The organism is Shewanella sp. N2AIL, assembly GCF_022690845.1.
GTDB classification, from domain to species: Bacteria; Pseudomonadota; Gammaproteobacteria; order Enterobacterales; family Shewanellaceae; genus Shewanella; species Shewanella baltica.
Genome location: NZ_JALBYT010000004.1, coordinates 160349 through 186361 on the forward strand (window position 1 = coordinate 160349; position 26013 = coordinate 186361).

16 protein-coding genes and 2 pseudogenes are annotated in these 26013 nt (G+C 45.6%); 9 read left to right on the forward strand and 9 right to left on the reverse strand.

All coding sequences use genetic code 11. The annotated features are described in order from the left end of the window. Positions 1-2 precede the first annotated feature (2 nt). From MO387_RS04645 to MO387_RS04660, 4 genes are all read left to right on the forward strand, one after another. On the forward strand, positions 3-722 hold the full coding sequence (locus MO387_RS04645; protein ID WP_107402532.1) for an LrgB family protein: 720 nt from the start codon (positions 3-5) through the stop codon (positions 720-722). 177 nt (positions 723-899) lie between these two features. Next, positions 900-1391: a GNAT family N-acetyltransferase gene (locus tag MO387_RS04650; RefSeq protein WP_011847624.1), complete on the forward strand. Its 492-nt coding sequence runs from the start codon at positions 900-902 to the stop codon at positions 1389-1391. Positions 1392-1786: 395 nt separating this feature from the next. After that, positions 1787-2752: a D-alanyl-D-alanine endopeptidase gene (gene pbpG, locus MO387_RS04655; RefSeq protein WP_006082859.1), complete on the forward strand. Its 966-nt coding sequence runs from the start codon at positions 1787-1789 to the stop codon at positions 2750-2752. A 191-nt stretch (positions 2753-2943) separates the two neighbouring features. After that, positions 2944-4569, forward strand: a complete 1626-nt coding sequence (locus MO387_RS04660; protein ID WP_107946653.1) for a rhomboid family intramembrane serine protease — start codon at positions 2944-2946, stop codon at positions 4567-4569. Between the two features lie 29 nt (positions 4570-4598). On the opposite strand, the pseudogene MO387_RS04665 reads toward MO387_RS04660, so the two are convergent. From MO387_RS04665 to MO387_RS04690, 6 genes and pseudogenes are all read right to left on the reverse strand, one after another. Next, positions 4599-4964: pseudogene (locus MO387_RS04665) on the reverse strand (calcium:proton antiporter); the annotation flags it as partial. A gap of 83 nt (positions 4965-5047) precedes the next feature. After that, the gene (locus MO387_RS04670) at positions 5048-7360 is read right to left on the reverse strand and encodes a toxin-antitoxin system YwqK family antitoxin (RefSeq protein ID WP_107946654.1); all 2313 of its coding nucleotides are present in this window, start codon (positions 7358-7360) and stop codon (positions 5048-5050) included. A 127-nt stretch (positions 7361-7487) separates the two neighbouring features. Beyond that, a complete protein-coding gene (locus MO387_RS04675; protein WP_107946655.1) occupies positions 7488-9203 on the reverse strand; it encodes a hypothetical protein in 1716 nt (571 codons plus the stop codon). 12 nt (positions 9204-9215) lie between these two features. Further along, on the reverse strand, positions 9216-11513 hold the full coding sequence (locus MO387_RS04680) for a hypothetical protein (protein ID WP_199908784.1): 2298 nt from the start codon (positions 11511-11513) through the stop codon (positions 9216-9218). A gap of 346 nt (positions 11514-11859) precedes the next feature. Beyond that, positions 11860-13068 carry a NupC/NupG family nucleoside CNT transporter gene (locus MO387_RS04685; RefSeq protein ID WP_107946656.1) on the reverse strand — a complete coding sequence of 403 codons (1209 nt, stop codon included), beginning with the start codon at positions 13066-13068 and terminating at the stop codon, positions 11860-11862. A 325-nt stretch (positions 13069-13393) separates the two neighbouring features. After that, positions 13394-14341, reverse strand: a complete 948-nt coding sequence (locus tag MO387_RS04690; protein ID WP_107946658.1) for a LysR family transcriptional regulator — start codon at positions 14339-14341, stop codon at positions 13394-13396. 220 nt (positions 14342-14561) lie between these two features. On the opposite strand from MO387_RS04690, the gene MO387_RS04695 reads away from it, so the two are divergent. Then, positions 14562-15542 carry a dienelactone hydrolase family protein gene (locus tag MO387_RS04695; RefSeq protein ID WP_199908785.1) on the forward strand — a complete coding sequence of 327 codons (981 nt, stop codon included), beginning with the start codon at positions 14562-14564 and terminating at the stop codon, positions 15540-15542. Between the two features lie 157 nt (positions 15543-15699). On the opposite strand, the gene MO387_RS04700 is transcribed toward MO387_RS04695, so the two are convergent. Genes MO387_RS04700 through MO387_RS04710 form a run of 3 tightly spaced genes read right to left on the reverse strand, consistent with a single transcriptional unit; the run spans position 15700 to position 20419 of the window. Further along, the gene (locus MO387_RS04700) at positions 15700-16992 is read right to left on the reverse strand and encodes a cytochrome c (protein WP_107946659.1); all 1293 of its coding nucleotides are present in this window, start codon (positions 16990-16992) and stop codon (positions 15700-15702) included. Beyond that, entirely contained in the window at positions 16992-17525 is a 534-nt protein-coding gene (locus MO387_RS04705) for a 2Fe-2S iron-sulfur cluster-binding protein (protein ID WP_006085889.1), read from the reverse strand. Before MO387_RS04705 ends, MO387_RS04700 begins: the two co-directional genes overlap by 1 nt. Then, entirely contained in the window at positions 17522-20419 is a 2898-nt protein-coding gene (locus MO387_RS04710) for a molybdopterin cofactor-binding domain-containing protein (protein WP_242326102.1), read from the reverse strand. The genes MO387_RS04705 and MO387_RS04710 overlap by 4 nt, the downstream gene beginning before the upstream one ends. Before the next feature lie 1213 nt (positions 20420-21632). Here MO387_RS04710 and MO387_RS04715 point away from each other — a divergent pair. From MO387_RS04715 to MO387_RS04730, 4 genes and pseudogenes are all read left to right on the forward strand, one after another. Continuing rightward, on the forward strand, positions 21633-22583 hold the full coding sequence (locus tag MO387_RS04715) for a 5'-nucleotidase (RefSeq protein WP_242326103.1): 951 nt from the start codon (positions 21633-21635) through the stop codon (positions 22581-22583). Between the two features lie 227 nt (positions 22584-22810). Further along, positions 22811-23779 (forward strand): annotated as a pseudogene (locus MO387_RS04720) (DUF4917 family protein). 51 nt (positions 23780-23830) lie between these two features. Next, entirely contained in the window at positions 23831-24709 is an 879-nt protein-coding gene (locus MO387_RS04725) for a hypothetical protein (RefSeq protein ID WP_242326104.1), read from the forward strand. 396 nt (positions 24710-25105) lie between these two features. After that, positions 25106-25537 carry a hypothetical protein gene (locus MO387_RS04730; protein WP_242326105.1) on the forward strand — a complete coding sequence of 144 codons (432 nt, stop codon included), beginning with the start codon at positions 25106-25108 and terminating at the stop codon, positions 25535-25537. The last annotated feature ends 476 nt before the right edge of the window (positions 25538-26013 follow it).

Genomic DNA, 26013 nt, shown 5'->3' on the forward strand with positions numbered 1-26013 from the left:
TTATGACTGACTCAAAAGTAGTGGATTTTGTGTTGTCGCAGACCGGATTAGCCCTATTTAGTTTATTGCTGACGGTATTTTGTTACTTCGGCGCTAAGCGTCTCTATAAGTACCACAGAGTCTGGTGGTTAGCGCCCATAGTGTTGGCGCCAATAGTGATTACCTTATTGGTGTTTAATCTTAAGATCCCGCTGCCAACCTATTTTGAATACACCCATTGGTTGATGGCCATGTTAGCGCCCGCGACTATCGCCTTTGCTTTGCCGATTTATCGTGAGCGTAACTTGATCCGCCAGTATCCGCTGACGATAGGGTTAGGTGTAACGGCCGGATTATTTCTGGGGATGATATCTTCTTGGTTGCTGGTGAAATTTATACCTCTGCCGGTGGAATTGTCTAAGAGTTTGCTGGTGCGTTCGGTGTCGACGCCTTTTGCGATGGAGGCCACCAGTGCCTTTGGCGGCGTGCCTGAGTTGACGGCCATGATGGTGTTAATCACAGGCGTGATTGGCATGTTGGTGTGCGAGCCACTATTCAAATTTATGCGGATTCGTACTTCGTTAGGTAAAGGTGTGGCACTGGGCGCTTCGGCCCACGGTGCTGGCGCGGCAAAAGCCACTGAAATCGGCCAGCAAGAAGGCGTTATCGCCAGTTTGACGATGATTTTTATTGGTATCGCTATGGTATTAGGCGCACCCGTTTTTGCGTTGATTTTTATCTAGGCTTTGAATTTTATCGTGTGAGTTTTATGGCTTGAATTTACACACCTCAATTTTGGCAAATTTGCCTCTTCGGGCGCTAACACCTTCTCAGTTATGCGCCCTTTTTTTGCTTGTGACCCGTCCTAAATATGGCATGCTGTACCCAGTTTAAATACAAAGTATTCAGGATGATTACAGATGTCTAATGAGCGAGATAAACCGTTAGAAACACAACTAAGCGTGAGTTTACGTCCGGTTGATGAAACTGATCTTGAGGCGATTTTTGCCCATCAAAGCGATCCTATTGCTAATCAGCTTGCTCAGTTTCCGCCAAGGGATCGGGAAGCTTTTTTTAAGCATTGGCATGGGAATATTCTTGGGCAAGCCAATGTGCTAGCAAGGGCTATCGATTTTGATGGCAAGTTTGTGGGCAACATAGGCCATTGGCACAGTGACGGGCAAGCGCTGATAGGATATTGGATTGACCGTGACTACTGGGGCAAAGGCATCGCGACCCAAACCTTAGCGCAATTCTTGCCTTTAGTGAGTGCGAGGCCACTCTTTGCCGAAGTCGCTAAGCATAATCTGGCCTCCCAGCGAGTCCTCTTAAAACACGGGTTTGTGCTGACAGGTCAATTAATTCAAGAGAGCCAAGATTCTGAAGCATTGCTCGAATTTGTTTTACGTTAGCTTATAACGGCTCAATCGCGGTATTTATGGCGTATGTTAATGCGTTTATACGCCATAAATCACGTCTTCCAATCCTTAAAATCCCTGAACAGCGGCCGCTTTTGTTAAAAATGCAAAAAGTCGTCCATTATTTTTATAGCCAATGATTCTACTGCCAAAACCCTCTTTTAAAGACGTAGTTGCTGTAGTAAGTCAAAAGGCTGGATCTAGCCGCTTGATTATTCAAGATTAGTGACAGGTTAAGCTGGTTTTACATAATAAAAATTGAGGAGAAACTGCTGATCTTGCAGATAAAAGTCTAATTGCATTCTATTTCTTTCACGGTAGAACTCCTATACTTAGCCAAACCTTGTGCCATAGCACAATCGATCCCTTATCTATTCAGTGAAATCTAAATGAAGATCCGTTTTCTGCTCAGTAGTTTTATTCTTGTATGCAGCAGTCTAACTGTTGCCGCGACAGCGCATTCAGCCGATTCGGCCTCTGTCACTACTAAACATGCCAGCAAAAATGCACCCGCTAAAAAAGCACCTGCAAAACAGCAAGAAGTGGCATCGAGTAGCGCTATGGTGGTCGACCTTAAAACCAATGAAGTGTTGTATTCGAGTAACCCTAATGCCGTGGTGCCCATCGCCTCAGTGACTAAGCTAATGACGGCCATGGTGACTTTAGATGCAAAGCTGGCGATGGACGAAAAGTTAGCGGTTAATATTAACGACACCAAAGAAATGCGCGGCGTGTATTCTAGAGTGCGTATCGGCAGTGAAATTAGCCGTAAAGACATGTTATTGCTGACCTTAATGTCATCAGAAAACCGCGCAGCAGCCAGCCTTGCCCACCATTATCCCGGTGGTCACAAAGCCTTTATTAAGGCGATGAATGCCAAAGCAAAAGCACTGGGCATGAAGAATACCCGTTATGTTGAACCGACAGGTTTGTCATACAAAAACGTCTCCAGTGCCAGCGACCTGATTGTGCTGCTTAAGGCCAGTGAAGGTTATCCTATGCTAGGCCAATTGAGTTCGACCGAGAAAAAGACGGTCACCTTTGCTAAACCTAGATACAGTTTAGATTTCCGCAACACTAACCGTTTGGTTTATAAAGATAACTGGAATATACATCTCACTAAAACCGGTTTTACTAACGAAGCGGGGCATTGCTTAGTGATGCGCACCGAAATGGCAAAACGCCAAGTGGCCTTTGTGGTACTCGATGCCTACGGTAAATATACCCATATCGCCGATGCAAACCGTTTACGTAACTGGTTAGAGACAGGTAAAGTCACCCCGATCCCAGCCGAAGCTAAGCAATATAAGAAACAGCGTAGCCAGCAGCAATTAGCTAAGTTGAGTGAGACCTAGGCTTTGACCTAGAAGTCGAGCTGGAGCATATCTCTTGCTTTAACGGCTTTATAAAGACTAAAAAACCAAAGGCCAGATGAGCAATCCATCTGGCCTTTGGCTTTTTAATACTGTAAGTCCTTGATGATTTTTGGTAAATTCCCCGTGGTATTATTACCATAGTGATTGATGTACTCAAGGAAGAAATACGTGTGGATGTACTGCTAAAAAAACTTCAACTGATCTATTTTCCCTTCTTATTCACGAGCCTGTTATTTATCTCTGGCTATAGCTTAATCCATTGGCTGTTGTTGATTAAATTTGAGTTTTTTAGCTTAGATGAAGATCTGGTCAATTTTGGATTACCGCTGATACTGTCATGGCTCTTGTTGCTTGTTTTTCTAAGGCCAAGGCTAAAACTGCTGAAGTTTGTTAAGGATAATTCACGCTTTTTCTATCTACTTTTCGCCGTGCAGCTCGTGGCTGTGCCTTGTATTATTGCGCAGGAATATCTTAAAACAGCAACGGGTCAGTTAACCCAATTAGCATCGATCCAAGAATTGTATCTGCATAAAAAGACACAGTATTACCAGTTACAGCAAGCTTATATTGATAAGGCGCAAATTGGTGTGCAGCGAAAGATTGAGGTGACAGGAAAAGGTAACAGTCACTTGAATATGACGCTCTATATTGCGATGCCGATTTTTGCGAGTGGCGCCGATCGTCGCCGAACTTCTGTCTTAGCTTGGTATGGTAAAACTTATCAGCAGGAGATCAGTAATAGACTCGAACCCGATGAAAAGGAACAAGCATACAAGGCCTTTTTGACTCAATCCCAACGTGAGTTTGATCAGTTTGACCCGCAAACGTTTGTTTACCTTGAACGATTAGCCCCTTCGTCGCTGCAGAGAGACTTACTTAGCGCAGCAGAGAAAAGTCCGCTTTATCAAGCTGAATACCCAACGATTTTTATGCCGAAGTTTGAGCCATTTGAAGCCCGTAATGGCCATAAACTCGCTTGGATGCTGATTTGGTTTGTTGCAGGTGCGTTAGTCTGGTTTGTGCTCTTGCTGCGGGTGAAACTGGATGAAGAGGTGCTTAAGGCTGAAACAGTTACAAAGCGTTTGAACCATGCGGGCGCAATCGCCGAGCTTAATGATTTTTTTGAAATGATACGGCCCAAGCCGGGTTTTATTGCAACTCCAATTCTGATGTATCTCAATGTATTAGTGTTTATCTTTATGGCATGGTCAAGCCAACATGTTATTAGTCTACAGGGGAGTTTCCTGCTTGAATGGGGAGCTAACTTTCGACCTAAAGTGCTTGCTGGTGAGTGGTGGCGCTTAATTACGAGTACCTTTATCCATGGCGGTTTAGCCCACTTAGCGCTGAATCTTTACGGCTTGTTTTTTGTCGGTAGCTTTCTTGAACCTGTACTCGGTAAGTGGCGACTATTTTTGGCGTATTTGATCACTGGGGTATTGGCGAGTATCGCCAGTATCTGTTGGTATGATGCCACTGTGAGTGTCGGTGCATCGGGCGCCATTATGGGGCTATTAGGAATACTCGTGATTTGGGCTTGGAAAAAGATTTTCCCTGAGGATATCAACTGGATATTGAATATTAATTTGGCATTTTTTGTGACCATAAGTCTAGTCGCAGGATTATTGGGTGGAGTGGACAATGCTGCCCATATTGGCGGATTGTTGAGTGGGTTAGGGGTTGGTTACCTTTCGCTGCGCTATGCTCGAGGTGCTCAGGGGGAGCGAGGTGCTCAGAGAGCTCGGAAGATTGAGGGCCATAGTCTAGCTAAAAAACGTAAGCCGAGACGCAAATAAGCCGCGCTCGGCTTTGGATTTAAGAAGATTTAGGCGTGTTCAAACATTAAGAACAAGTAAACGATAAACAGCACTATATGCGTTGCGCCGTGCAGGGCATTGGTGCGACCGCTGCTGAAGCTGACCTTGCAGACCATTAAACTGGTGATTAACAGCACCATGTCGGCGGCTGACAAGCCTAAATGCACTTCTTGACCTATCACGCCGCCAATAATTAAGACTGCGGGAACGGTAAGGGCAATCGTGGCGAGCACTGAGCCGAAGTACAGATTCATCGCCCGCAGTAATTGATTGTTTAACGCCGCCTTAAATCCGCCCACCGCTTCGGGTGACAAGATCAAACAGGCCACGATAAAGCCACCTAATGCCTGCGGTGCGCCTAAGGTAGCGACACTGTTTGCATGAAACTTCTTTTAGATTTGGGGTTAAGGATAAATATTTGAGCTAGATCGCTGTAATCCCCAACCCCATTTCTATGTTAGCCGTGGTGCTCGGTTTTAATCAGTTTGCCGAGTTGATCATAGTGATTCCAATCCCCTGATTCTCGGTCGCTGATGTAACTGCCTTCGGTGCGTTTTTCGCCATTAGGCCAAAAGCTTTGCCATAGACCTTCTTTGCGATCCCTCAGATATGTCCCTTGTTCGGCTAGTTTGCCATTGTTGTGATAATAGCTGGCATCGCCTTCTTTTTGGCCTTTTACCCAAGTTTCAACGAGTTGTGGTTTACCGTTCTGGTGATATTGTTTAACCTGACCATCGAACGAGCCTTTGGCATAAGTAGCCTCTAGTTTGAGCTGGCCGTTACTGTAGTATTCCTTCGATTGACCATGGTTTTGCCCGTCTAAAAACTCAGTGCTGGCCGCTTGTATTCCATCCTCAAACCAGCTTTCCCATAGTCCAGTTTGATTGCCTTTATCCATAGTGCCGCTGAGTTTTAGCTGGCCATTATTGGGATAATATTCGGCATACGGGCCTGTTTTGTCATTTTTATCATAGGTTTCGGAGCGGTAAACCACTTGCTTAAAGCTGTAAAACTCCCTAACGCCGTGACGCTTGTTTTCCTGCCAATGGCTTTTTTGTTGGATATTCCCTTCTGGAATAGCGCCATAGGTCGGGTCTTTTTCTTCGTAGCGGTAGTCAATCCACAGACCTGTTTTTTGATTATCGAGATATTGCCCTGCCACACGGCGACGTCCGTGGTAATACTCTATGTAGTCACCATTGAGTTTGCCATCGGCGAAGGTTTGCTCCCGCTGTTTCTGGCCTTCGCGGTACTGGATCCATAAGCCTTGTTTATTGCCGTTTTGATATTCGCCTTCTTCATTAGGGTCGCCATTGGCATACCAACGAGCAAAGTGACCATCGAGCGGATAACGGCTGGCATTGTCTTTTTTCTCCGAGGCGTAATGGGCGAGTTCGCGAGGTTTGCCATTGTCATAAAAGGATTCATATTGACCAACCCATTGACCGTTAATGCGTTTGCCCCGCTCATTAACAGTGCCATCCTCAAAGTAGGACTCGGATTTACCCGTCAGTTTACCTTCGACATATTCATCTAAGCTGCGCAGTTGACCGTTGCTATGGTAACGGCGTGATTCACCGTGTCGCTGCCCCTGTTGCCATTGCTCAGAAGATTGCAGTTTGCCTGCGCTATAGCGCTCAAATAGTCCATCTTGAATGCCCATGTCGTAGTGGCTTTTTTCGAGCAAATTACCTTCGGCATCATAACGCTCCGATGGGCCATGAAGCGGATATTGTCCATTCTCAGCCAGCTTTGAGTCTTGATAGCTGCGCAGTTCTTTAAGTTGGCCATTGTCGTAGAAATACTTTTGCGTACCGGCAAGTTGGTTCTGCTTATAGTTGAGATCGCTGGTGAGGTTTCCTTCGGCATTAAAATATTGCTGCTGCCCATCTAAAGCGTCGTTAACATACTGTTCTTCAACTTGTAATTTACCCGCATCGTTAAATTGCTGACACTTGCCTTGGCGTTGCCCTGCCTTATATTGGCAGAGGCTGGCGAGTTCGCCATTGGGGTAAAATGTCCGTTCTTCACCATCGAGTTGATTAAGGTTGAACTGGCTGGCGCTCGATTTAGTTCCATCGTCGAAGAAGGTTTCCCACAATCCTTGGCGGCGGCCTTCGGCATCGAAGCGACCTGTCACAGAGGCTTGCCCGTCGGGATTTTGCTCTAAATAGGGGCCGGAGAGTTGGTTGTTCGCATAGCTTTGGCTTTGGGATAAGGTGCCGTTTTCATAGAAACTTTCCCATTTACCGTGGCGCAGGTTATCGAGGTAGCTTTCTTGGGCTTGCAGTTTACCACTGGCATAGAAGCGTTTTACTTGCTCTTTTTTACCGTCTTTATAGCGCGTTGTTTGGGTGAGTTGGCCGCTGCTGTTGTATTCCTTCCATTCGTCCGTGGGCACGCCTTTGGTAAATTGCTGCTCCTCTGTGACTGCACCGCTTAAATCGTACAGTCGCCAAGTGCCATCTTGATAACCTTGCAGGTAGTTTCCTTCGACTAGCTTGCTGTTATTGGTATGAAATACTTGCCATTTACCATTAGGGATCCCCTCTGAAAACTGCCCTAAGGTATAGCCTTGGTTATCGCGCACTATGGCGATATCGCCATTTAAGGGCATGCCAGTGGCGAGATTGTAATAGCTGGGTATTCCGTCCTGTTGGCGGATTTCGACCATCATGGAGGAGAGATTTTGCGCTGCCTGCGCATGGAGACTCACTATACTAGCCCCTGCAATGGCGAGGCTAATCACGCGAAATGGGGTATTGAACATGCTGATTCCTTGTTCTGGGTCTTAAGGCCAAGATATGTGCGGCCTATATAAGAATCCTAATTTTAAACTGCTTGGTTTATCTATTGCGCTGTGCACTTACATGCAGTGCACAGCGTCTAGGCTTAAGCTAAAACCGAGGGAAAACATCATCAGAAGTGACCACAGGTGGTGGCATTTCCTGATTTAAAAACTGGCCATGATTGTAGCTATTAATCACCCGTATCCAGCCATGATCCTTAAACTCGTATTGTTTACCATCAAGCCTGCCTAGTTCGTCATAATTGGCGATTTGGAGCACATAGTCTTCTGATGAGCGCAATTCCCAATGGCCGACTCGTTTACCTTGGTCGAAGCGACCATACCAATAGCGTCTTTCAGGGTTGGGTATTGGGCGGAAACCGTACTCACCATCGGTAAATATCCAATCGCCATCCTGTTGACCATTGCGGTATACGCCTTTTTCATACACTTGGCCATTATTGGCGTAACGTTGTACTAATCCATCGGGCTTGCCATGTTTAAAGTGAATAGACTCAAGCAACTGGCCTGAGTTGGTCTCGTTATGGTATTCACCGTGGAGCTCACCATTATCATCGTGGCTATAGGTGAGGGTGGCGTCGTCTTGAAATTTCTTCCAAGTGCCAGCTTGTTTATCCTTGGCATATTGACCTTGCTCTACTAGCTGAGTTTTCCCTGTGGTATGCTCAATTTTTACCGTTTCATAGGCGCCTTCACGCTTACCCGCCTGATAATATTCTCGGGAGAGGGTGATAACATCGTTGTAGTCAAAGGACTTGAGCTGTAAACCATTCAATTGGTTATTGAGTCGCTCCTGGCGCTCGATTAACAAGCCTTTTTTGAAGGTTTCGGAGAGTGACCAGTTTTTGAGTTTGTCTTCTTCTTGAGTCTCAATCAATTGGCCATCGCGATAGCGCTGCTGTTTACGATAAACCCAGCTATTACCTTGGTATTTGCTGTCTGTGTTTTTTTTAATTTGCCCTTGTTCATCGTATTCGATAGCTTGGAGGACATCACCCTTATCGTTGGTGACTTCCTTTAATTTGATCTGACCATTTTCATAATAAGTCAGCTGCTCACCGACCTTATAATCAGCTTGATATTGGTAGTGGCGCTCGACCTTGCCATCCGGGAAGTATTCAAAATAATCCCCCTGTTTTTTATCTTTAACATAAGCTTGGGTCGAAAGCAGTTTACCAAAGCCCCAATTCGTTTCGTTGCCATGTTTGAGCCCATCCACCATGGGGATTTCGAGGTGTAAGTTGCCATTGTCATAGTATTGGGTAACACAAGTGCCACTGTTGCAGACCTTGTCCCTAAGATTTCCATCCCTATCAAAGTGTTCGCTCATGCCGACCTTTTTGCCATTTTTAATGGTGGTCTTCATGCTGATTTGACCGTTGATATGGTAGAAAATTTGCTCACCTTCGCGTTGATTGTTAACAAATTGACAGTCGCAATCGAGCGAGCCATCTTCTTTGTAGATTTTGACTAGCCCTTGGCGTTGGCCTTGTTTATCAAAATGGCCTTCTTCCTGTAGCTTGCCACTGCTAAAACGGAACTGATAGGGACCATGTAGTTGTCCGTCGGTGAAATTGTGGCCCGTTGCCATGCCGCTAAAGTGCATGACCTCGGTATTGAGATAATAGAGCTCAACTTTAAACTGGCCGTCTTTGACTTCAACGGGTTGTTTTAAATAAAAACTGGCTGCTTTTTTATTTTTTACTGGTTCCCAGCTTTCATCCAGCAAAATGAAATCAGCACTCACTTGGGTGCTAATAAATAACAGTGCTCCAAGGAGCCGTTTTACTGTAAATATACGCATAACCGCTCCTTTTTATGGCAAAGGTTTAAAGGTGAATTCATAGGGGATATCGACGGGCTCTTTGGTGATCGTCATATAACTCACCTTGGCGGCGGGGCCTGCGATACTTAAATAGCGACCATCGACCAGCACCTCGTTTATCCGCTGCTCAGTATTTTCGGGGAGTCGAATGGTTAACAGATTGCCTTGGGCATCTTCGACCTTAAAGTAATTGTTAAGATCGCTACTTGGCTCATTGCCATATCCGGTTTGCGTCAGCCAAGACGCTAAATCGATTAACCAAGGGCGGTCGGTTACAGCCAGTTCTAAAGGCTGCCAGTGAATATCACCTTGGCAATGGATCTTGCCCTTGATCTGTTTATCGTAGAAAAACTGCCGCACGCGGTCTGGGGTCATCAAACTATAGGCTGCCCCGTTTGGGGCGTTGGGATCAAACTGCCAAGTGACGGGATTTTTACCCTCATTAAAGCCTTGATCTATTTCAGGTTTGCAGGCGCTTGCCAAGGCAGCTGACATGGGAATATACAGATTATGACCATTGTCAGTTACAGGTTTTATCCCTTGGATCGTACTGAACTCATTTTTTGCAGCATCTAGCGCCGGATTGATAAAACTACCTAGGCCAGCGTTACCAAACTCGGTGGGAGGATTAGCCAGATTTTTGTTGTAGTCGCTAAATTGTACAAAGCGGATCGTTTTGGTTTGAGTCAACTCCGGCTGGGGTTGTTGCTCAATTAACATCAGGGTTTTAGGAATTTCATCCAGCTTGAGTAACAGTGCGTTGCTGGTGAGGTGATGGCTCTCATCGGCCCCAATCAATTGTTCTAGCAGCTCCTTTTCCGTCGCCGTTAGCCAAGAGGGATGATTACCTTCGCGACGGGCCTCAGCCATCATGCCTTTAAATTGTTGGAAAGGCAGATTAATACTCTGATCCTCACTCTGCTTTGACACGACTTTAAAGAGTTTCGCCTCGGCATCGAGCACTTGGATTGTTAGGCTGGCATCGCCAACCCTGTAAGGTGTTGCCAGCAGTTCATCCCACGACTTTTCGACTATCTTATTCGTCTGTGGGATAAACGTTAGCTTGGCATTAATATGGTCTATCTGCTTGAGTTTATTCGCGGTGTTATCCCAACCCGTAGCAATGATATCGGTTGAAGATTCAATCGAGGGATTATAATTCCTCGCCCAACCTTTACCGTGCTGCCAGAAGTGAATGTCAATTGGTTTACCGTTAGCATCAAAGGCGGTTAAGTCCTCATAACGCACATCGGCTTCCACATATTGCGGACTCATATTGTGGACAAAGCGCAATTGCAGATCTTCAGGGGTATCAGTGCCCCAAGGGCCAAGATTATCTAAAATACCTTGTTGATCAGGTAATAAGGATTGAATAAATGCCTTATTATTGGGGCGATATTCCTGCGGTATATCGCTAATGCGGTACAGCTCCTTTTGCCGATCATCCCTATCGCGCTCAGCATCAAAGCTATCATCGGCATGCCAAAGCATACTCATGATGTAAGGGCGATCCTTAGGCGTCATCACGGTTCGGTGGGTGAAAGTACGCCCTTGGCGCTCTTCCCGTTGAAAAAACGCCATGCTCTCTAACCAACCGGTTTTGCGGTTAACTTCGAACTTGCCATAGGCCTTATACTTGTCTTTCTCCCCTTGTAATACGGCGATCAACTTATCTTCACTGACCTGCTCAACCGTCCAAGTTAAGCGCCCATCCATGGGGGCGTTGATGCTATAACCGACGCTAGGCTCAAGCGCTACAGGCATGGTTGGGGCTTGTTTAAACAAGTGATTAAGATTTTGCCAGCGCTCAAATAACTCCTTGATATCTTTTTGATCCATCTTGGCAATGGGGGTCAGTTCGCGGACTTCACCATTACTAAATTCCACATTAAAGCCATCTTTAACCAACTGAAAGATTTCATTGGACTTGCCTTTGGGGTCAATATTGCTCACCGGGATCGGCATGCCATAATCGCTAATTTGCAACAGGTTAGGTTGGATAAAAAAGCGGGCATTATGGGTTAGTGGCGTGGTTAAGCTGGCCGCCTTACCCCCTGCATCTTGTAATTGGTAATCCAGCAGTAATCGTGCCTGCAGTACTTTGCGAGTTTCGAAACCATCGTTGAGGCTTATGGTGGAAATAATCTGATACTCGCGATCTGCGGGTATATTCGTCGTAACCGATTCTGAGGACGTCGTTGAGTCATCGCAGGCGGTTAACAAGAGTGTGATACCTACCACTGTCAGTGCGATTGCGGCGTGAACTGCCTTGTATTTCCCTGTGGCCATTTGTGCTCCCTTGGCTACGCATGTTATTGAAATGTAAATGTATTAATCTTGGTTTGGCGACATTATACACAAAAACTATCTGAGGCAATAAAACGACGTCATCAAAATGTGAGCTTAAAAGGCGAGTAAGCAAGGTAAGAGGCTGTCCGTGCTTATTTTGTTTGCGACGAGGTTTAGGCCTTGCGGCAGTAAAGACGAGCTTAAGCGGATAATTAAGCGGGGGATAAAGCAAAACCCAAACCAAGGCGTGCTTGATTTGGGTTTACGCTGGGAGCCGCTGTTTCTATTTCGATGCTCGAGATCAGTGATTGATACTCGAGGACAGAAATCTGTTATCGAAAACAAGCTACAGCGAGAGGATCACGCTGGCGATTGCCGCACTCATGAGGTTAGCAAATACACCTGCGGCAATGGCGCGAAAACCATTACGGGCGATAAATTCGCGGCGCTCTGGCACCATGCTACCCAGTCCACCGATCAAAATCGCCATGGTTGAAATATTCGCAAAACCGCACAGGGCAAAAGTCACAACGGCCTGAGAATGGGCGCTCAGTTGGTCTTCGACTTTCATTAACTGGATAAAGGCCACGAACTCATTCACCACGATTTTTTGGCCAATCAGTGAGCCCGCAGTAATGGCTTCATGCCAAGGAATACCCAGCAGCCACGCCATAGGGGCGAACAGATAACCGAGCAAGAATTCGAAGCTTAACTGGTAACCGAACCATTCACCCACAGCGCCTAACATGCCGTTCAACAGGGCGATAACGCTGACAAAAGCTAGCAGAGTGGCACCAATCCCGACTGAAATCCGCATGCCTGACATAGCGCCATCGGCTAAGGCTTCAACCACATTGGTGGCGCGTGGCAGTTCGACTGAGGTGATTTCATCTGAATTGTTTTTGTCATTTTCGTTGGGTGGCATGAGGATTTTTGCCATCAACAGACCCGCGGGTGCTGACATAAAGGCGGCGGCAATCAAATAGTTAAGGTCGACACCTAAAGCGGCATATCCCACTAATGTACCGCCCGCGACTGAGGCTAAACCACAGCTCATGACCGCGAAGAATTGCGAATCGCTCATGTGCTTTAAATAGGGTTTGATCACCAGCGGCGCTTCAATCATGCCGACGAAGATGTTCGCCGTGGCAGATAAAGACTCGGCGCGGCCCGTGCCCAGTAAACGCTGCAGACCGCCACCAATAATGTTGATCACCTTAGGCATTAACCCAATATGGTACAGGGCCGAAATCAGCGCCGAGAAGAAGATGATGATACCTAACACATTGATCGCAAATACGAAGCCGACTTTACCCGTGGCGAGATCGCCAAACAGAAAGCCAATCCCTTGGTTGCCATAGGCAATCACGCTCGATACGCCCGCAGTAACGGATTGCAATACGGCCTTACCCGCAGGAACGTAGAGCACTAACAGGGCAAAGATAATTTGTAAGCCTAGGGCTAAAATCACAGTGCGGTAGGGAATGTTCTTGCGGTTCACTGACAGTAACCAAGCAAAAAACAAGATGCTAATCATGCCTAATATCGCGGTCATAATGGGTTTATTCTTTTGAGTGATAGAAGAAGTCGCGCATTGTAGGTCGAGTCAGCGTAAGGGCAAGTCGCGGGCGTTACTGGGCTGTTACGATAAAAATGTCGAAAATAGCAACATTTTAACTTGCTGTTTATGCAGGAGAATAAAATAAATTTTGGCTACTGTTGCCCAGAGGAAATAATATTTGTGTCTGCGGCAATAATAGACATCACGCCACAGACGGCTTTAGGCTGGTGCAGTAGTCAGTGCTGGTTTGAAATGCAGCTTAAGTGACTGTTGCTTAAATGACAGTAGCTTAAGTGGCTGCAGTTTAAGTGGTTGCAGTTTAAATGACTGTCTTACCTAACCAAGGTTTGAGCTTTTTATCCCAGTAGGGCGGGTGGCCGATATGGGACTTTAAACATTCGATAATCACTTTGTACTTAGTCGGTAAATGGCGCCGCCTTGGGTAAACCACATAAACGGGCATCTGTTGCAGCGGTTTCCAATCGGGTAAGAGTTGAATGAGCTTGCCGCTTTGAAATTCATCACTGAGTAAATACGTGGCCACATAGCCTATGCCTCGCCCAGCAATCACAGCATTACGCACGGCTTCGGCTAAGTCGACACGGTAATTGCCCGCGACATTGACGGTTTGCTCAATGTCATCCTTAGCAAAACTCCATCGATCATAATTACGGCTTTTACTTTGATAGATAACACAATTGTGCTGAGCTAACTCCCGTGGATGGTGTGGGATGCCGTGCTTGAGCAAATAATCGGGGGAGGCGACCACCACAAAGTTAGTCTCGGCGAGATGCTGGGCGATATAGCCTTCGTTCAGCTGTTCATGGTTAGTGATCCACAGATCGAGACCTTCTTCTAGCATGTCGGCCTTATGGTCGAACAGGCTTAGCTCAAATCGTAATTCGGGATATTTTTCCTGCAACACTTCCAGCGCGGGGATGATGTGTAAGGTGCCAAAGGATTGGGAAGAACCGAGGCGAATCGTGCCGCTAATGTCGTCGCGGGCATCCAGCATCATGGCCTCGGCATTTTGCGTTGCTTCAAACACTTGCTCACAATATCGCGCAAATTGCTGGCCAGCGTCAGTTAACACTAAGGTGCGCGTGGTGCGTTGCACTAACAACAAGTTCAGCTCAGCTTCTAACGCGCCAATTTGCTTGCTGACATAGGAGGTCGAGGTTTTTAACTTAGCTGCCGCTTGGGTAAAACTGCCACTGGTTACCAGAGTGTGAAATATCACCATCTGGCTAGCTCTATGTTGTATCACGCCAAGCCCTCTAGAATCTAAATCGCTATTTTAAGCTAGCCTAGCCTTAACCGACAGCCGTTTGTGCCAATCGTGTGTTATTTCAAACTAAGCTTACAAAACAGCACACGTCAAAGTCAGTTGCCCTAAGTACAATTCTTCCTTTACTCTTGAGTTAAATCTTCACACCCACAAGCTAGGGAAGTGACCTGTGGTTAGCTTGTTCAACGGAGGAATAACGATGACACAGCAAGACAAGCAAGCCGTAGCAGAAAAAAGCCAGATGAGTGTTCAGAAAATACAACCGATACCGCAGGAAGCCTTTGACTGGTATGATGAATATGCCCACGGCATTATCGATCGCCGTGAGTTTATGGGGCGGCTTGCAGGACTGGTGGCGCTAGGGTTTACCCTGACAACGCTCACGGGCGCACTCATGCCGAACTATGCCCTTGCCGAACAAGTGTCGTTTAACGACCCCAGTATTCAAGCCAGCTATGTTAAATTTCCCTCGCCCAATGGTTACGGTGAAGGGCGCGGCTATTTAGTGATACCCAATGAATTATTGCTTGCTGGCAGTGCCGCTGGTGAGCCCAAGACTTTAGATCCCAGTAAAAAAGCTGCTGTGATATTAGTGGTGCACGAGAACCGTGGCCTAAATCCCTATATCGAAGATGTTGCTCGCCGATTAGCGGCGCAGGGGTATATCGCCTTCGCCCCCGATGCACTTTATTCCCTCGGTGGTTATCCGGGTAATGATGATGCGGGCCGCACTATGCAAAGCAGTTTAGACAGAGCCAAAATCGAGCAAGACTTTATTGCCGCTGCGCAGTTTTTAAAAGCCCATCCCCAAAGCAATGGCAAACTCGGTGCCGTGGGTTTTTGTTTTGGCGGCTATATCGTCAATATGCTCGCCGCGACCATTCCCGATGAGCTTAATGCTGGTGTACCTTTCTATGGCACGCCAGCCGCAGTGGAACTGCGTAGCCGAGTGAAGGGACCGCTAATGTTGCAATTTGCTGGGCTCGATCAGCGGGTAAACGACACTTGGGCCGAGTACGAAACTCAGCTAAAAGCCAACAAAGCCGATTATGTCGCCTATCTTTACCCAAATGTGAATCACGGTTTTCATAACGACTCCACTGGCCGATACGATAAAGCCACCGCAGAACTTGCTTGGGCGCGCAGCTTAGCCTTCTTCGATACTCGACTGCGTGGCTAAGTGGGAGTGAAGCTCCGCTTACTCTGATCCCGCTTATTCTAATTCCGCTTACTTTGATTAAGTCGATGAGTGACCGATTCATGCGCGCTATATCATTCAAGCAAAAGCCGACTCTAGAGTCGGCTTTTATCTTAAATCTCCCACATACCTATGTGGGTTAGTCGTGCTCGAGGATCACTTCTTTTAAGCTTTGGATGGTTTTTACATCGAGATTACCAGCTTGTGTGCTCCAGGTGAGTCTTAGGTAATTGGCTAAGTCTTTAATCTGCTCGTCGCTTAACTCATCAGCATATCCCGGCATGGCATAAAAGCTGGTGGTAGCGTTGTAATGCTGGCTTTGAATACCTTTTAGCATCACGGCGACGATATTGTGCGGACTCGCTTTATCTAAGGTGGCGTTACCTGCCATCGCGGGCGCGACATTAGGACGACCTTCACCATTTTGGCCATGACAACCGGCGCAGTAACCTTTGTAGAGCGTATAACCTGGCAGTTCAGGTTTATGGCCGTTAAAGGTGAGCGGATCCGGTTTAAGATCATCGTCGTTATCGAGCAGATAACTGCTTACCGCGCGCATATCATCATCGGTTAAGTGGCTAAAGCTGTGATACACCACGGGATACATGCCGCCAAAGACGGTGCCTTTGCGGGAATAGCCTTCGGTAAATAGCGACTTAAGATCCTCATGGGTCCAGTTTTGCCTGTTAAGCTCAGCGGGGCGAATGTCCGATGCCTCTAGCCCTTCGATAATCGCGCCCTCAAAGTGCTTGTCCTGCTCCATGGCAAACAGCGTGTCTCTTGGGGTGTGGCATTCACCGCAGTGCCCTAGGGCATTGACTAAGTAATTGCCGCGGTTCCAATGCTCACTTTTTTCCTTGCTCGGGGTAAATTCCTTAGCATCGTGTGCGACTAAGTTCCAAGCTTTTAGGCCAAAACGCAGGTTAAACGGAAAGTACACATCATTGTCGCGGTTAGCTTGCTTGATGGGTTTAGTACTCATCAAATAGGCATAAATCGCCTTAGTGTCGTCGTCCGTCAGCAGGCTGTATGACGTGTAGGGCATAGCAGGGTAGAGGTTGCCGTTGACGCCAACACCGTGGTGCATGGCATCAAAAAAGTCCTCGTAGCTGTATTTGCCAATCCCAGTTTCTTTATCTGAGGTGATATTGGTCGAGTACACAGCGCCAAAGGGGGTTTCGAACGGCAAACCGCCCGCGAGTTCACGTCCGCCGACCGCAGTATGGCAGGCCACGCAGTCGCCTATCTTCATCAGATACGCGCCGCGTGCGATGTCACTATTTGTTGTATTGCCACCTTCATCGGCAACGCTGCTGGAACAGGCGAGCAAACCTAGCCCTAAACTCAGGAGTAGATTGTGACTCAGCAGATTTCTTATCCTACTCATGTGCGGGAAATAGCGCGAGAAATGGCGCAGATTGGCTGATGTCATCACAGGGTTAGCCCCTTAGTATTGAGGATCAGATCTTTGACCGCCGCATAGTATTTTACGTAGCCAGTACAGCGGCATACGTGTTCACTCAAGGCATCTTCAACGACTTTTTCAACTTGATCTTTAGCGATAGGTTGTCGCTCTAATCGCTCAAGCAGTGCGGTCGATTCGTTGACAAAGCCCGAGGTACACCAGCCACATTGAAACGAGAAGTGCTCCAAAAAAGCCTCTTGCACTGGGCTCAGGGCGGTGATTTCGCCAAGGGAGTTTTGTCTAGCATGACCTTCGACAGTGCGGACGCGTTTACCATTAAAACGCTCAACACCATTGATGCAGGTACGCACCACTTCGCTCATGCCTTGCTCGTCGTCGACGATCACTGTACAGGCGTGGCATACGCCCGCGCCGCAACCAAACTTAGTACCTGTGAGGTTTAAGTATTCATGTAGAAACTCAATCATCATCACACCATCGGCGACTTCAATCGGGCCTACGGCTTGGTTATTAATGGTCAGTTTAATAGACTGGCTCATGCCATGGCCTCCTTAATTTTTTTCGCTGTCATAGGTAAATCGTAAAAGCGGACATGGGTCGCTTGATACACGGCTTCAATCAGCGCCGCGACCACAGGGATCATCACCACTTCGGCGATACCACGGCTGGGATCGTTATCAGATAACTGTGGCAATATGGTATGACGTTGATCCCATACGCCCACATGCCGCGCTAACGGCACCTGATAGCGATTGAGGTTCCACGTACCATTGCCGGCGCCGGCTTCAAATGGCGGTAAGCCTTCATGCAGTGCATGGCCAATACCCATCGCAAGGCCACCTTGAATTTGCCCTTCGACCAGCTCTTTAACAATCACTTTGCCCGCCTCTAACCAAGTATGAGAACTCAGCAGCGTGACTTCGCCATTGCCTTCGTTTACGGCGACTTCAACCAAAGTGGCGCAGGGTGCGTAGTAAGTCACCATGGCATTGTTCAGTTCGGCCTTGGGATAACTCATGGCTTGACGATCGATCAAGTGATAGCCGTTAGACTTCATGCTGGCTTGGCGCGCTTTGATACTCATAGTCGTGTCGGAAGTGGCCGCAAACGTCGCGTTCCCTTCGCCGTATTGCAGCGCCAGCGCATCGAGTGCTAAACGCTCTTTAGTGCCAAGAATGTCGAAATCGGCTTCGGCCCAAGCCCAGCGATTAAAGGCATGACCCATCACGCCGACCACTAAGCCCATGTCGTGGGCGCGTTTCGCGAGGATATCGATCGACAGTGGCGGAAAGCCCAAGGCGGTTAACTTGCCATCGACCCAGCGACCATCGCGGGCGTTATGCAAATTAGTCGAGCCCATTGGCGTGTTAAAATACAACTCGTTCCAAATCGATACCGCCGCAGGCCACAGGCCGTGACGATAGATCACGTCGGCGGCGATGCGGGTGACATGGCTTTGATAATAGGCCGACATAGATGCCGACGAGGCCATGGCTTTAACCGGTGTCCAGCGTGGATTGGCCGCCATTTCATCTTGGCGTTGCTGCGAAATAATATAAGGATTATCGGTTTGCACTAATTGCATCGCATCCCAAATATCCACTTCGGCGAGTTTTACCTCATCGGCAAAGTTGCCGAGGGCATCGCTGACCACCACGGCTTGGGAGGTTTGCGTGCCAGTGCCCATTTCGATAAAGCCGATTTCTAGGGTGATTTTACCGTCTTTCGCTAGGCGAACCGCCGCACTTGGCGCAGCTGCGCCCGTACCATAATCTTTGGTGGCGATACCAAAACCGACGCCGTAACGCATCCCCGGATGTTTGGCCTCATAGTCCTTTTTATTCACCGCGCGGTTTTGCCACACGGGATCTTGTTCGGCCATGTCGAGCATTTCGCGGTAACGCAAAGTGCCGTTAGGAATTGCGCCTTGCGTATTACGCTGGCCGGACTCCATCACGTTGGCGGCGCGCAGTTTAAAGGGATCAACCTTTAACTCGTCGGCTATCTCGTGGATCATGCATTCCACCGCCGTCATCGATTGCAGCGTGCCATAACCGCGCATCGAACCCGCATCTGGGTTACGCGACGCATAGGCGGTGGCGATAATATCGTTACGCGGTGTGTAGTAAATGCTTTGCATCGCCGTCGCGCCAACCGAGGTCACAGAAGGGGTAAAGTTCACTCGTCCGCCGCCATCGACTGTCATCTGCGAAGTTAAGGCTTGGATTTTTAAGGTTGATTTATTCACCGCTAAGCGGCTTTTCATGATGAACGGATGACGCTTAAGGCCAGACTGGAATTGTTCGAATCTGTCATTGGCGAGTCGGATTGGCCCCTTGGCATAAATGGCCGCGAGCACGCCGTAATAGGGGAATATCGAATGGTCTTTCGCGCCAAATCCACCGCCGATATAAGGCGAGTGCACCACCAGATGTTTTACCTTGCCTGCCAGTGGGCCAGATAACAGCATGTGCACTGCCATCTCTTGAAAGTCCTGCGGCGACTGCGAGGTAATCACTGTATGAAATGTTTGGCTAGTTGCGTCATACCAGCCGTTAAAGGCTTCGGGTTCCATCATCATAGGATCGATGATCTGGGTGCGATATTCCCGCTCTAACACTTGCCATTGTTGATTGGCTTGGGCGCTAGCAATCTGCTTATCTATCTCACCCGCATAATAAAGCCCGCGCTCAGACACTGTCCCTTTGGCATTCGGATTGCCTAACCATTCTGGCTTGCGATCTTTTACGCTGGGGAAAAATAGCCCATCGTGGAGCGGGCTATATAAATCTTCCCTTGCGCCATTTTCACCTTCAACTCGAATAAGGCGCCAGCTGGCGTAGGGGTCTTTGGTGTCCGACACAAACGGCGTTTGCTCACCAAAGCGCAGTAAGGTCTGATCAAATTGCAGTAAAGATTTAGCTTGCTTAAAGGCGGGAAAACTGTCGAACAATAATATTGCCACCGCATGACCTAAGTAGTCGGCGGTTTGCCCTTCGGCCAGCAACATGTTGTCACCGTAAAAATCGGGCAGCTTGACCTTATCACGGGCCAGATCGGCCGCGGTAATCACTTTATAGGGCTTAGCCGATGCGGGCAGGTGGTCGAGGGAAAAGCCTTGATAAACATGGGAGGCATCGGCAGCGCGTAGAATAAAAGCGTAACCTTGCTGCTTGGGCCAGCCTTCCATGTCCATAGCGCGGTAATCACGGCCATAGACCTTTTGGCCTGTGACCTTAGCTATGCCGTCGTTACGAAACTTAGGTTTGGATTGACCATTAACCTGAGTTTGCCATTGGGCTGCCAGTTCAGGTGAGACAATCGCCGCATTCGCGCGACTCATTTCCCACAACAAAGGGGCCGAATATACGGCAACCCCGCCAATCACACATTGCTTGATAAAGGTCCGGCGTGATGTATTAGATGGTTCCATATCTCAACCTCAGTTGTGCTTCCGTGTCATATCAGCCGCGCTGCTTGGTATCGCCCGATATAGGCTTGTTGTCGATCGACTTTTTATTGATTGTTGCGACATAACTTTGATAAACACTGAATGTAAATTTACATTAGCCACGTTAGCATGTAGGGCTGAAAATGCAAATTTAGGCGGTTAATCGCCGCAGTTTTAATCAAGCTAAATTCGTGTGTAGCGCCTGTGTTATCAGGCTTCTACAGTGATGTTCGCACTGTGATTCAACTCAGTTACGTTATGGCTGAATTTTGCTCAGTGCCCTTTGTTCAGTACTCTTTGGCCAATGTGTTCACCGAACCCATTTTCCCATGTCAAAATTGGCTCGCTTGCCAAAACAGACCGCCTGACACAGCGAGACTTAATGCCACTGCAAGATCAAGAGATAGTGCTATTTGATGGCGACAGGTTTAGTCACATGCAGTCATATCAACATTGTTAAATCAGTGCTTGCTTAATTACTTGATTTGTAATGCTAAAGTTATAGACAAGTGTACGCTATGTCGCTATCTTAGGTTTTTAACAAGGATGAGCTTTAATCGCGTACCCGCGATTCGAGTCACTTGCATCAGGACGATGTGTCTTTTCTCTTTCTTAGATACCCAACTCCTCCTGCAAATTCGTGAATATGCTTTGGCACTTATGCTTGTTGCCATAGTGCTTATTGGCATTTTGCCCAATGTTCAGCAGTGGACGTTTTGAGCTAGTGCGACCTTGTTTTAATTGATGGCTTGGCTGACTAATGTTGGCGAAGTGCGGTAGCAATGGGGAAGCTTTGTCGGTTCACAATTTGCCGTTTCACAAAGTTGTGAACTGGTAATTTTGCGGCCTAGCGGCCGAGGTGAATCAAGGTCGTGGGTCTTCAACCCACACCCGACCAAGGAGGACTGCTCGTCCTATCCTCCTTGGATGCTCCAAGACGCCCCTAGCGAAGTTATATGCATTAGTTACTGGCCTAGTGCTTATTCGAAAATCACTAACGCTTCCGATGGTACATCCTGTACCCCGAAAGCTAGCTCGGCATCCATGCCTCGCTCACGTGATTTTCTTCAGCGCCCGTCGGCAACTTCGCAGGGTAGTGGTGTAATCCTTGAACTTTGTTATAACCAATGAATTATGTCAGCTTAAGCGGGCATAGAGTTCTCTGTGATTTATTATCAAAATTAGGAGTATTTTTATGCCATATGATTTGGGTAAAAGGTTAGTTATTGGTGTTGCTTCGAGCGCTATGTTTGATTTGACTGAATCGGATAAAGTTTTTCGCACGAAAGGTGAAGAAGAATATCGAAAATATCAATCGGAGAATATTGATAGTCCTTTACAAAAAGGGGTATCGTTTTCATTTGTTAAGCGTTTGCTTTCATTGAATAATTTAAGCGAAAATCCAGAGTCAGATCCATTAGTAGAAGTTATGCTGTTATCGCGAAATGATCCTGATACAGGACTTCGTGTTATGAAATCAATTAAGCATCATAATTTACCTATTTCACGAGCGATCTTTATGCAAGGTAAATCTCCATACGAGTATATTCCAGCATTAAGCATTTCATTATTTCTATCAGGTAATTCATCTGACGTAAAAGAAGCTATACGGTTAGGGTACCCAGCAGGTCATGTAATGAAATCGACGATAGTTGATGAAGACGGTGATGATTTAAGAATTGCATTCGACTTTGATGGAGTACTGGCTGATGATGAGTCAGAGGCTGTTATGCATAACACTGAGGACCTTAACCAATTTCATGAACATGAAACTAAGAATGTTTTGCAGCCACATAATCCTGGCCCATTAAAAGAGTTTTTAGTTAAAGTTTCAGCCATTCAGAAAATTGAAGAAAAAAAGAAGAAATTAGAGCCTGACTATCACAATCGACTACGAGTTTCAATCGTTACAGCTCGAAATGCTCCTTCGCATGAAAGGGCTTTGAATACTCTGAAAGAGTGGGGAGTAATGACAAACGACGCATTCTTTCTTGGCGGCGTAGATAAGGGTTTAATCTTGGGGGTTTTAAAGCCGCATATTTTCTTTGACGATCAATCAGGCCATTTAAATTCAACAAGTACTGTAGCCCCTTCTGTTCACATACCATTTGGTGTGAAAAATGCTGAAGTTATCGGCGAAAAATAAATTTAAGTTAGTTGGCGACAATAAATAAAATATTACAGTGGTTGGTAAAATATATTTTTTGAATAGTGTGCTGTTTCATTTTTTAGTTTGTACTTAAAGCCTAGATAATATTTTTAAGTGAAAGAAGTATTTAGTTTAGTACGATTTACATGGATGAGTAACTTATGACAGACGTGAAAACATTTGATGAATGCATAGCTATAACAGGAACAGCGAAAAAGCATTTGATGCTAGGTAATGGTTTCAGTATTGCATTGTTTCCAAAGATATTTAATTATAAGACTCTAGCCGAGAATATTGAATCTGAACGTATTAACTTGTTGTTTAAGGCCATAGATACCAACGATTTTGAATTTGTAATGAGGCGACTATAGGAGGCTGCTGGTATAGTTCAACACTATGATTCATCTGAGGTTATTACTGAAAGGATACATGAGGATATAGAAGGTCTTAAAAGAACATTAATTCAAGTAATAACCAAATGCCATCCACCAAAACCATCAGAAATAACAGAGCACCAATATAATAGTTGTCGTAATTTCCTACTGAACTTTGTTGGAGGGAAAACATATACCTTTAACTATGACCTAATACTTTATTGGGTATTAATGCATTTTCATGAAGACAAGGCTCTTAAGTTGCCATGTGATGATGGATTTCGTTATAGATATTCAGATGAATTTGTTTCAGATGAGGAACGAGATACTTCTTTACACTGGGAAATCGGACAGGAAAGAGATCAAAGTACATATTATATTCATGGTGCGATGCATATCTTTAGTGATGGTTCTGATATCGAAAAACTATCTTACTCAAATGTTGGTTTGCCATTGGCTTTTCAAGTTAAAAAATCAATTGAAAAAGATAGATTTCCAGTATTCATATCAGAAGGAACAACAGAGCATAAGTTAGCTAGAATCAAAAGAAATGGATATCTTTCAAGAACTTTTTCTTCGCTAAAAAATATCAAAGGAAATTTATTTATATTTGGTCATTCTATTCGTGACGAAGATGATCATGTTTTTGATTTTATTAATCATAATAATAAAAGTTTAAATATTTATATTAGCCTGTATGGTGGCGTAAATGATGAGCATAATCAGGTTATTATCAGCAAGGTTAATGGGTGGCGGAGAAAGTATCCCGGGAAAATTATTGAGTTCTATGATTCTGCTACAGTGAAAGTTTGGGGTTAATGACGATTAAATATCTTTAATAATTTTAGAATTATCTGGATGAGGTAAAAAATGGAAGTTGCTCTGTGTACTGTTGATGGGGAAAAGTGGCTAGCAGACGATTTTTATGCTTTAGGCGAAACAGCTATTGTACTTATGCGACGAAATTTGAAGTGCATTTCATGTGATGGTGACGCTTGGTTCAGAAAATCTAGTTATGGTAATAAAGTACCTCATTTCTGTGCTCATCATGAAGATAATTGTGGCTTTGCTACTAACTATGAAGTTGTGGATGATGGCGATGGTGGTGATGGCCAGTCAGCAGCGAATCCAGATAGTGGCATTATTTTAAATTTAGGTTTGGAAAGTAACTACCAAGTTGATGTCAAAACTCAAGAGCCTAAAATTGATCTACCATTAGGTGAGAAAAGATCTGGTTTAATGGCTGTTAATGCTGGCGGTAAAAATTATCCAGCACATTTAACTTTAAAGAATACTCTTTATAAATTAGTTCGATCAGATAAACTTTATTCTTCAGATACTAAAGTAATTATTCCCAATACTCCATTTCAAGGCTTGCCTGAAATAGCTAGTCAACTATTTGTTAATTTTAAAGATGTCCACGCGGGGCTTGATGGCCAGAATAGGATATTTTGGGGGTTCATTAGTGATGCAGGATATACTGCAGATGGTCGACTTTGGTTAAATGCAGGTAATAGAACAGACGGTTTAAGTGTATCGATTAATCCTGATATTACAGAAGAGTTTAGGACTTACTTTAAAGTCGATAAGTCTTTAGAACAATTAGAAGCTTGCCATGCATTGATCATTGGTAACTGCTACTTTGCCTCTACAGGGAAGCCAGTTATATGGTGCGGTAGCTTAGATTATGTAGTTCTTAGGCGATACAATTTCGATAAGCAACTCTTAGTTGAAGATATAGTGGTTTAATGAGACACCCATTGTTAAATTGGCTAAGAGATAGGACACGCATAATTCTTTAAATGTGAAAAGTTAACTCTAATCTTACAGAAGTTCACCGATCCCCTGTGAAGTTGCTGAAGGGCGTTGAAGAAAATAGCGTGAGCTCGGCATGGATGCCGAGCTAGCTTTCGGGGGGAAGGGACGCCCCATCGGAAGCGTTAGCGATTTTCGAATAAGCACGAAGCCAGTAACTAATGCATGTAACTTCGCTAGGGGCGGCAAGGGGAGATGCAAGAGGGGGATTGCTGTTGATCCCCTTCTTGCCCTGGTGTGGAATGGAATTCCACGACTTTGATTTTGTTATTTATTTCAAAAGATAAGGTTTGCAATAACTCGAAACAGAGCAGATTTATTGGAGGTAAATTGAAGTTTTTAGTGATTATCTTCGGCATAGCGGTGTCGATAGTTATGCATGGAAGTGGGTTGTCTGTCGATAACAAATGGTGGTGGGATTTACTGTTATCTTTCAATGTAAAAGCGTTAAGTGAAAACTTGGGGATGGTTGTATTTTGCTTTTGGATACATCTTCCACTGATGATCATATTTTCTTTAGCATGTGCTTTGATTATTAATCGAGTTGGGTATCCAAGGTATTTTATTTACTCTGTGTTAGGTACTTCATTTTTTACATTTGTTGTGCTGCCATCACTGCCTGTTTTCGATGTGTTATTAGCTGGCGGGATGAGTCCATTACGTTTTATCGATATCTTTGTAAAAACACTCATGTTTCTGACCTTGTTCTTTGTTTTTAATATACTTATGAAAAAGTATAATAGGTTGAATTTATTTGGTTAATTTTTACTTTCAAGATGTTTCGCTGACTGTGTTTATTGATTTGTTTTAGGGGTGATTTAAGAGTTTTATGAAAAAAATTAGTTTTTTGGGTATGAGCATAGTGCTTGCTTTGACACTTGTTATCGGCCTTGTAGTTGATTTGATAGTTGAATTTAAGTCTGAATCGATTTTTATGCAGATGAATATTTTTAGCTTTAAATTATTGTTTTCGTTACTTAGCATGCTTTGTGTATATATTGCTATTGCAGTCACTTTTAATTTTAAAGTGTTACCTATGCTTATAGGCAAAGATTATCCGTCAAATTACTTTAGGTGGTCTAAATTTCGATATCTAGAAGTTTTCTTTTTATTGTCATCCCAAAACCACCGCCTCTGGCGGTGGTGATTGTTCCTTGAGGCTATAGCCTGAATTACGCCCATGCTAAAAGAGACTTCTTATTCACCACAAGTAAGAGGAGACGAAAAGCATGGGCGAT

What these genes read in the sequence shown, in the direction of transcription:
- MO387_RS04645 (WP_107402532.1), top strand. Translation starts at nt 3, where the DNA reads ATGACTGACTCAAAAGTAGTGGATTTTGTGTTGTCGCAGACCGGATTA.
- MO387_RS04650 (WP_011847624.1), top strand. Translation starts at nt 900, where the DNA reads ATGTCTAATGAGCGAGATAAACCGTTAGAAACACAACTAAGCGTGAGT.
- pbpG (WP_006082859.1), top strand. Translation starts at nt 1,787, where the DNA reads ATGAAGATCCGTTTTCTGCTCAGTAGTTTTATTCTTGTATGCAGCAGT.
- MO387_RS04670 (WP_107946654.1), bottom strand. Translation starts at nt 7,360, where the DNA reads ATGTTCAATACCCCATTTCGCGTGATTAGCCTCGCCATTGCAGGGGCT.
- MO387_RS04675 (WP_107946655.1), bottom strand. Translation starts at nt 9,203, where the DNA reads ATGCGTATATTTACAGTAAAACGGCTCCTTGGAGCACTGTTATTTATT.
- MO387_RS04680 (WP_199908784.1), bottom strand. Translation starts at nt 11,513, where the DNA reads ATGGCCACAGGGAAATACAAGGCAGTTCACGCCGCAATCGCACTGACA.
- MO387_RS04685 (WP_107946656.1), bottom strand. Translation starts at nt 13,068, where the DNA reads ATGACCGCGATATTAGGCATGATTAGCATCTTGTTTTTTGCTTGGTTA.
- MO387_RS04695 (WP_199908785.1), top strand. Translation starts at nt 14,562, where the DNA reads ATGACACAGCAAGACAAGCAAGCCGTAGCAGAAAAAAGCCAGATGAGT.
- MO387_RS04700 (WP_107946659.1), bottom strand. Translation starts at nt 16,992, where the DNA reads ATGACATCAGCCAATCTGCGCCATTTCTCGCGCTATTTCCCGCACATG.
- MO387_RS04705 (WP_006085889.1), bottom strand. Translation starts at nt 17,525, where the DNA reads ATGAGCCAGTCTATTAAACTGACCATTAATAACCAAGCCGTAGGCCCG.
- MO387_RS04710 (WP_242326102.1), bottom strand. Translation starts at nt 20,419, where the DNA reads ATGGAACCATCTAATACATCACGCCGGACCTTTATCAAGCAATGTGTG.
- MO387_RS04715 (WP_242326103.1), top strand. Translation starts at nt 21,633, where the DNA reads ATGCCATATGATTTGGGTAAAAGGTTAGTTATTGGTGTTGCTTCGAGC.
- MO387_RS04725 (WP_242326104.1), top strand. Translation starts at nt 23,831, where the DNA reads ATGGAAGTTGCTCTGTGTACTGTTGATGGGGAAAAGTGGCTAGCAGAC.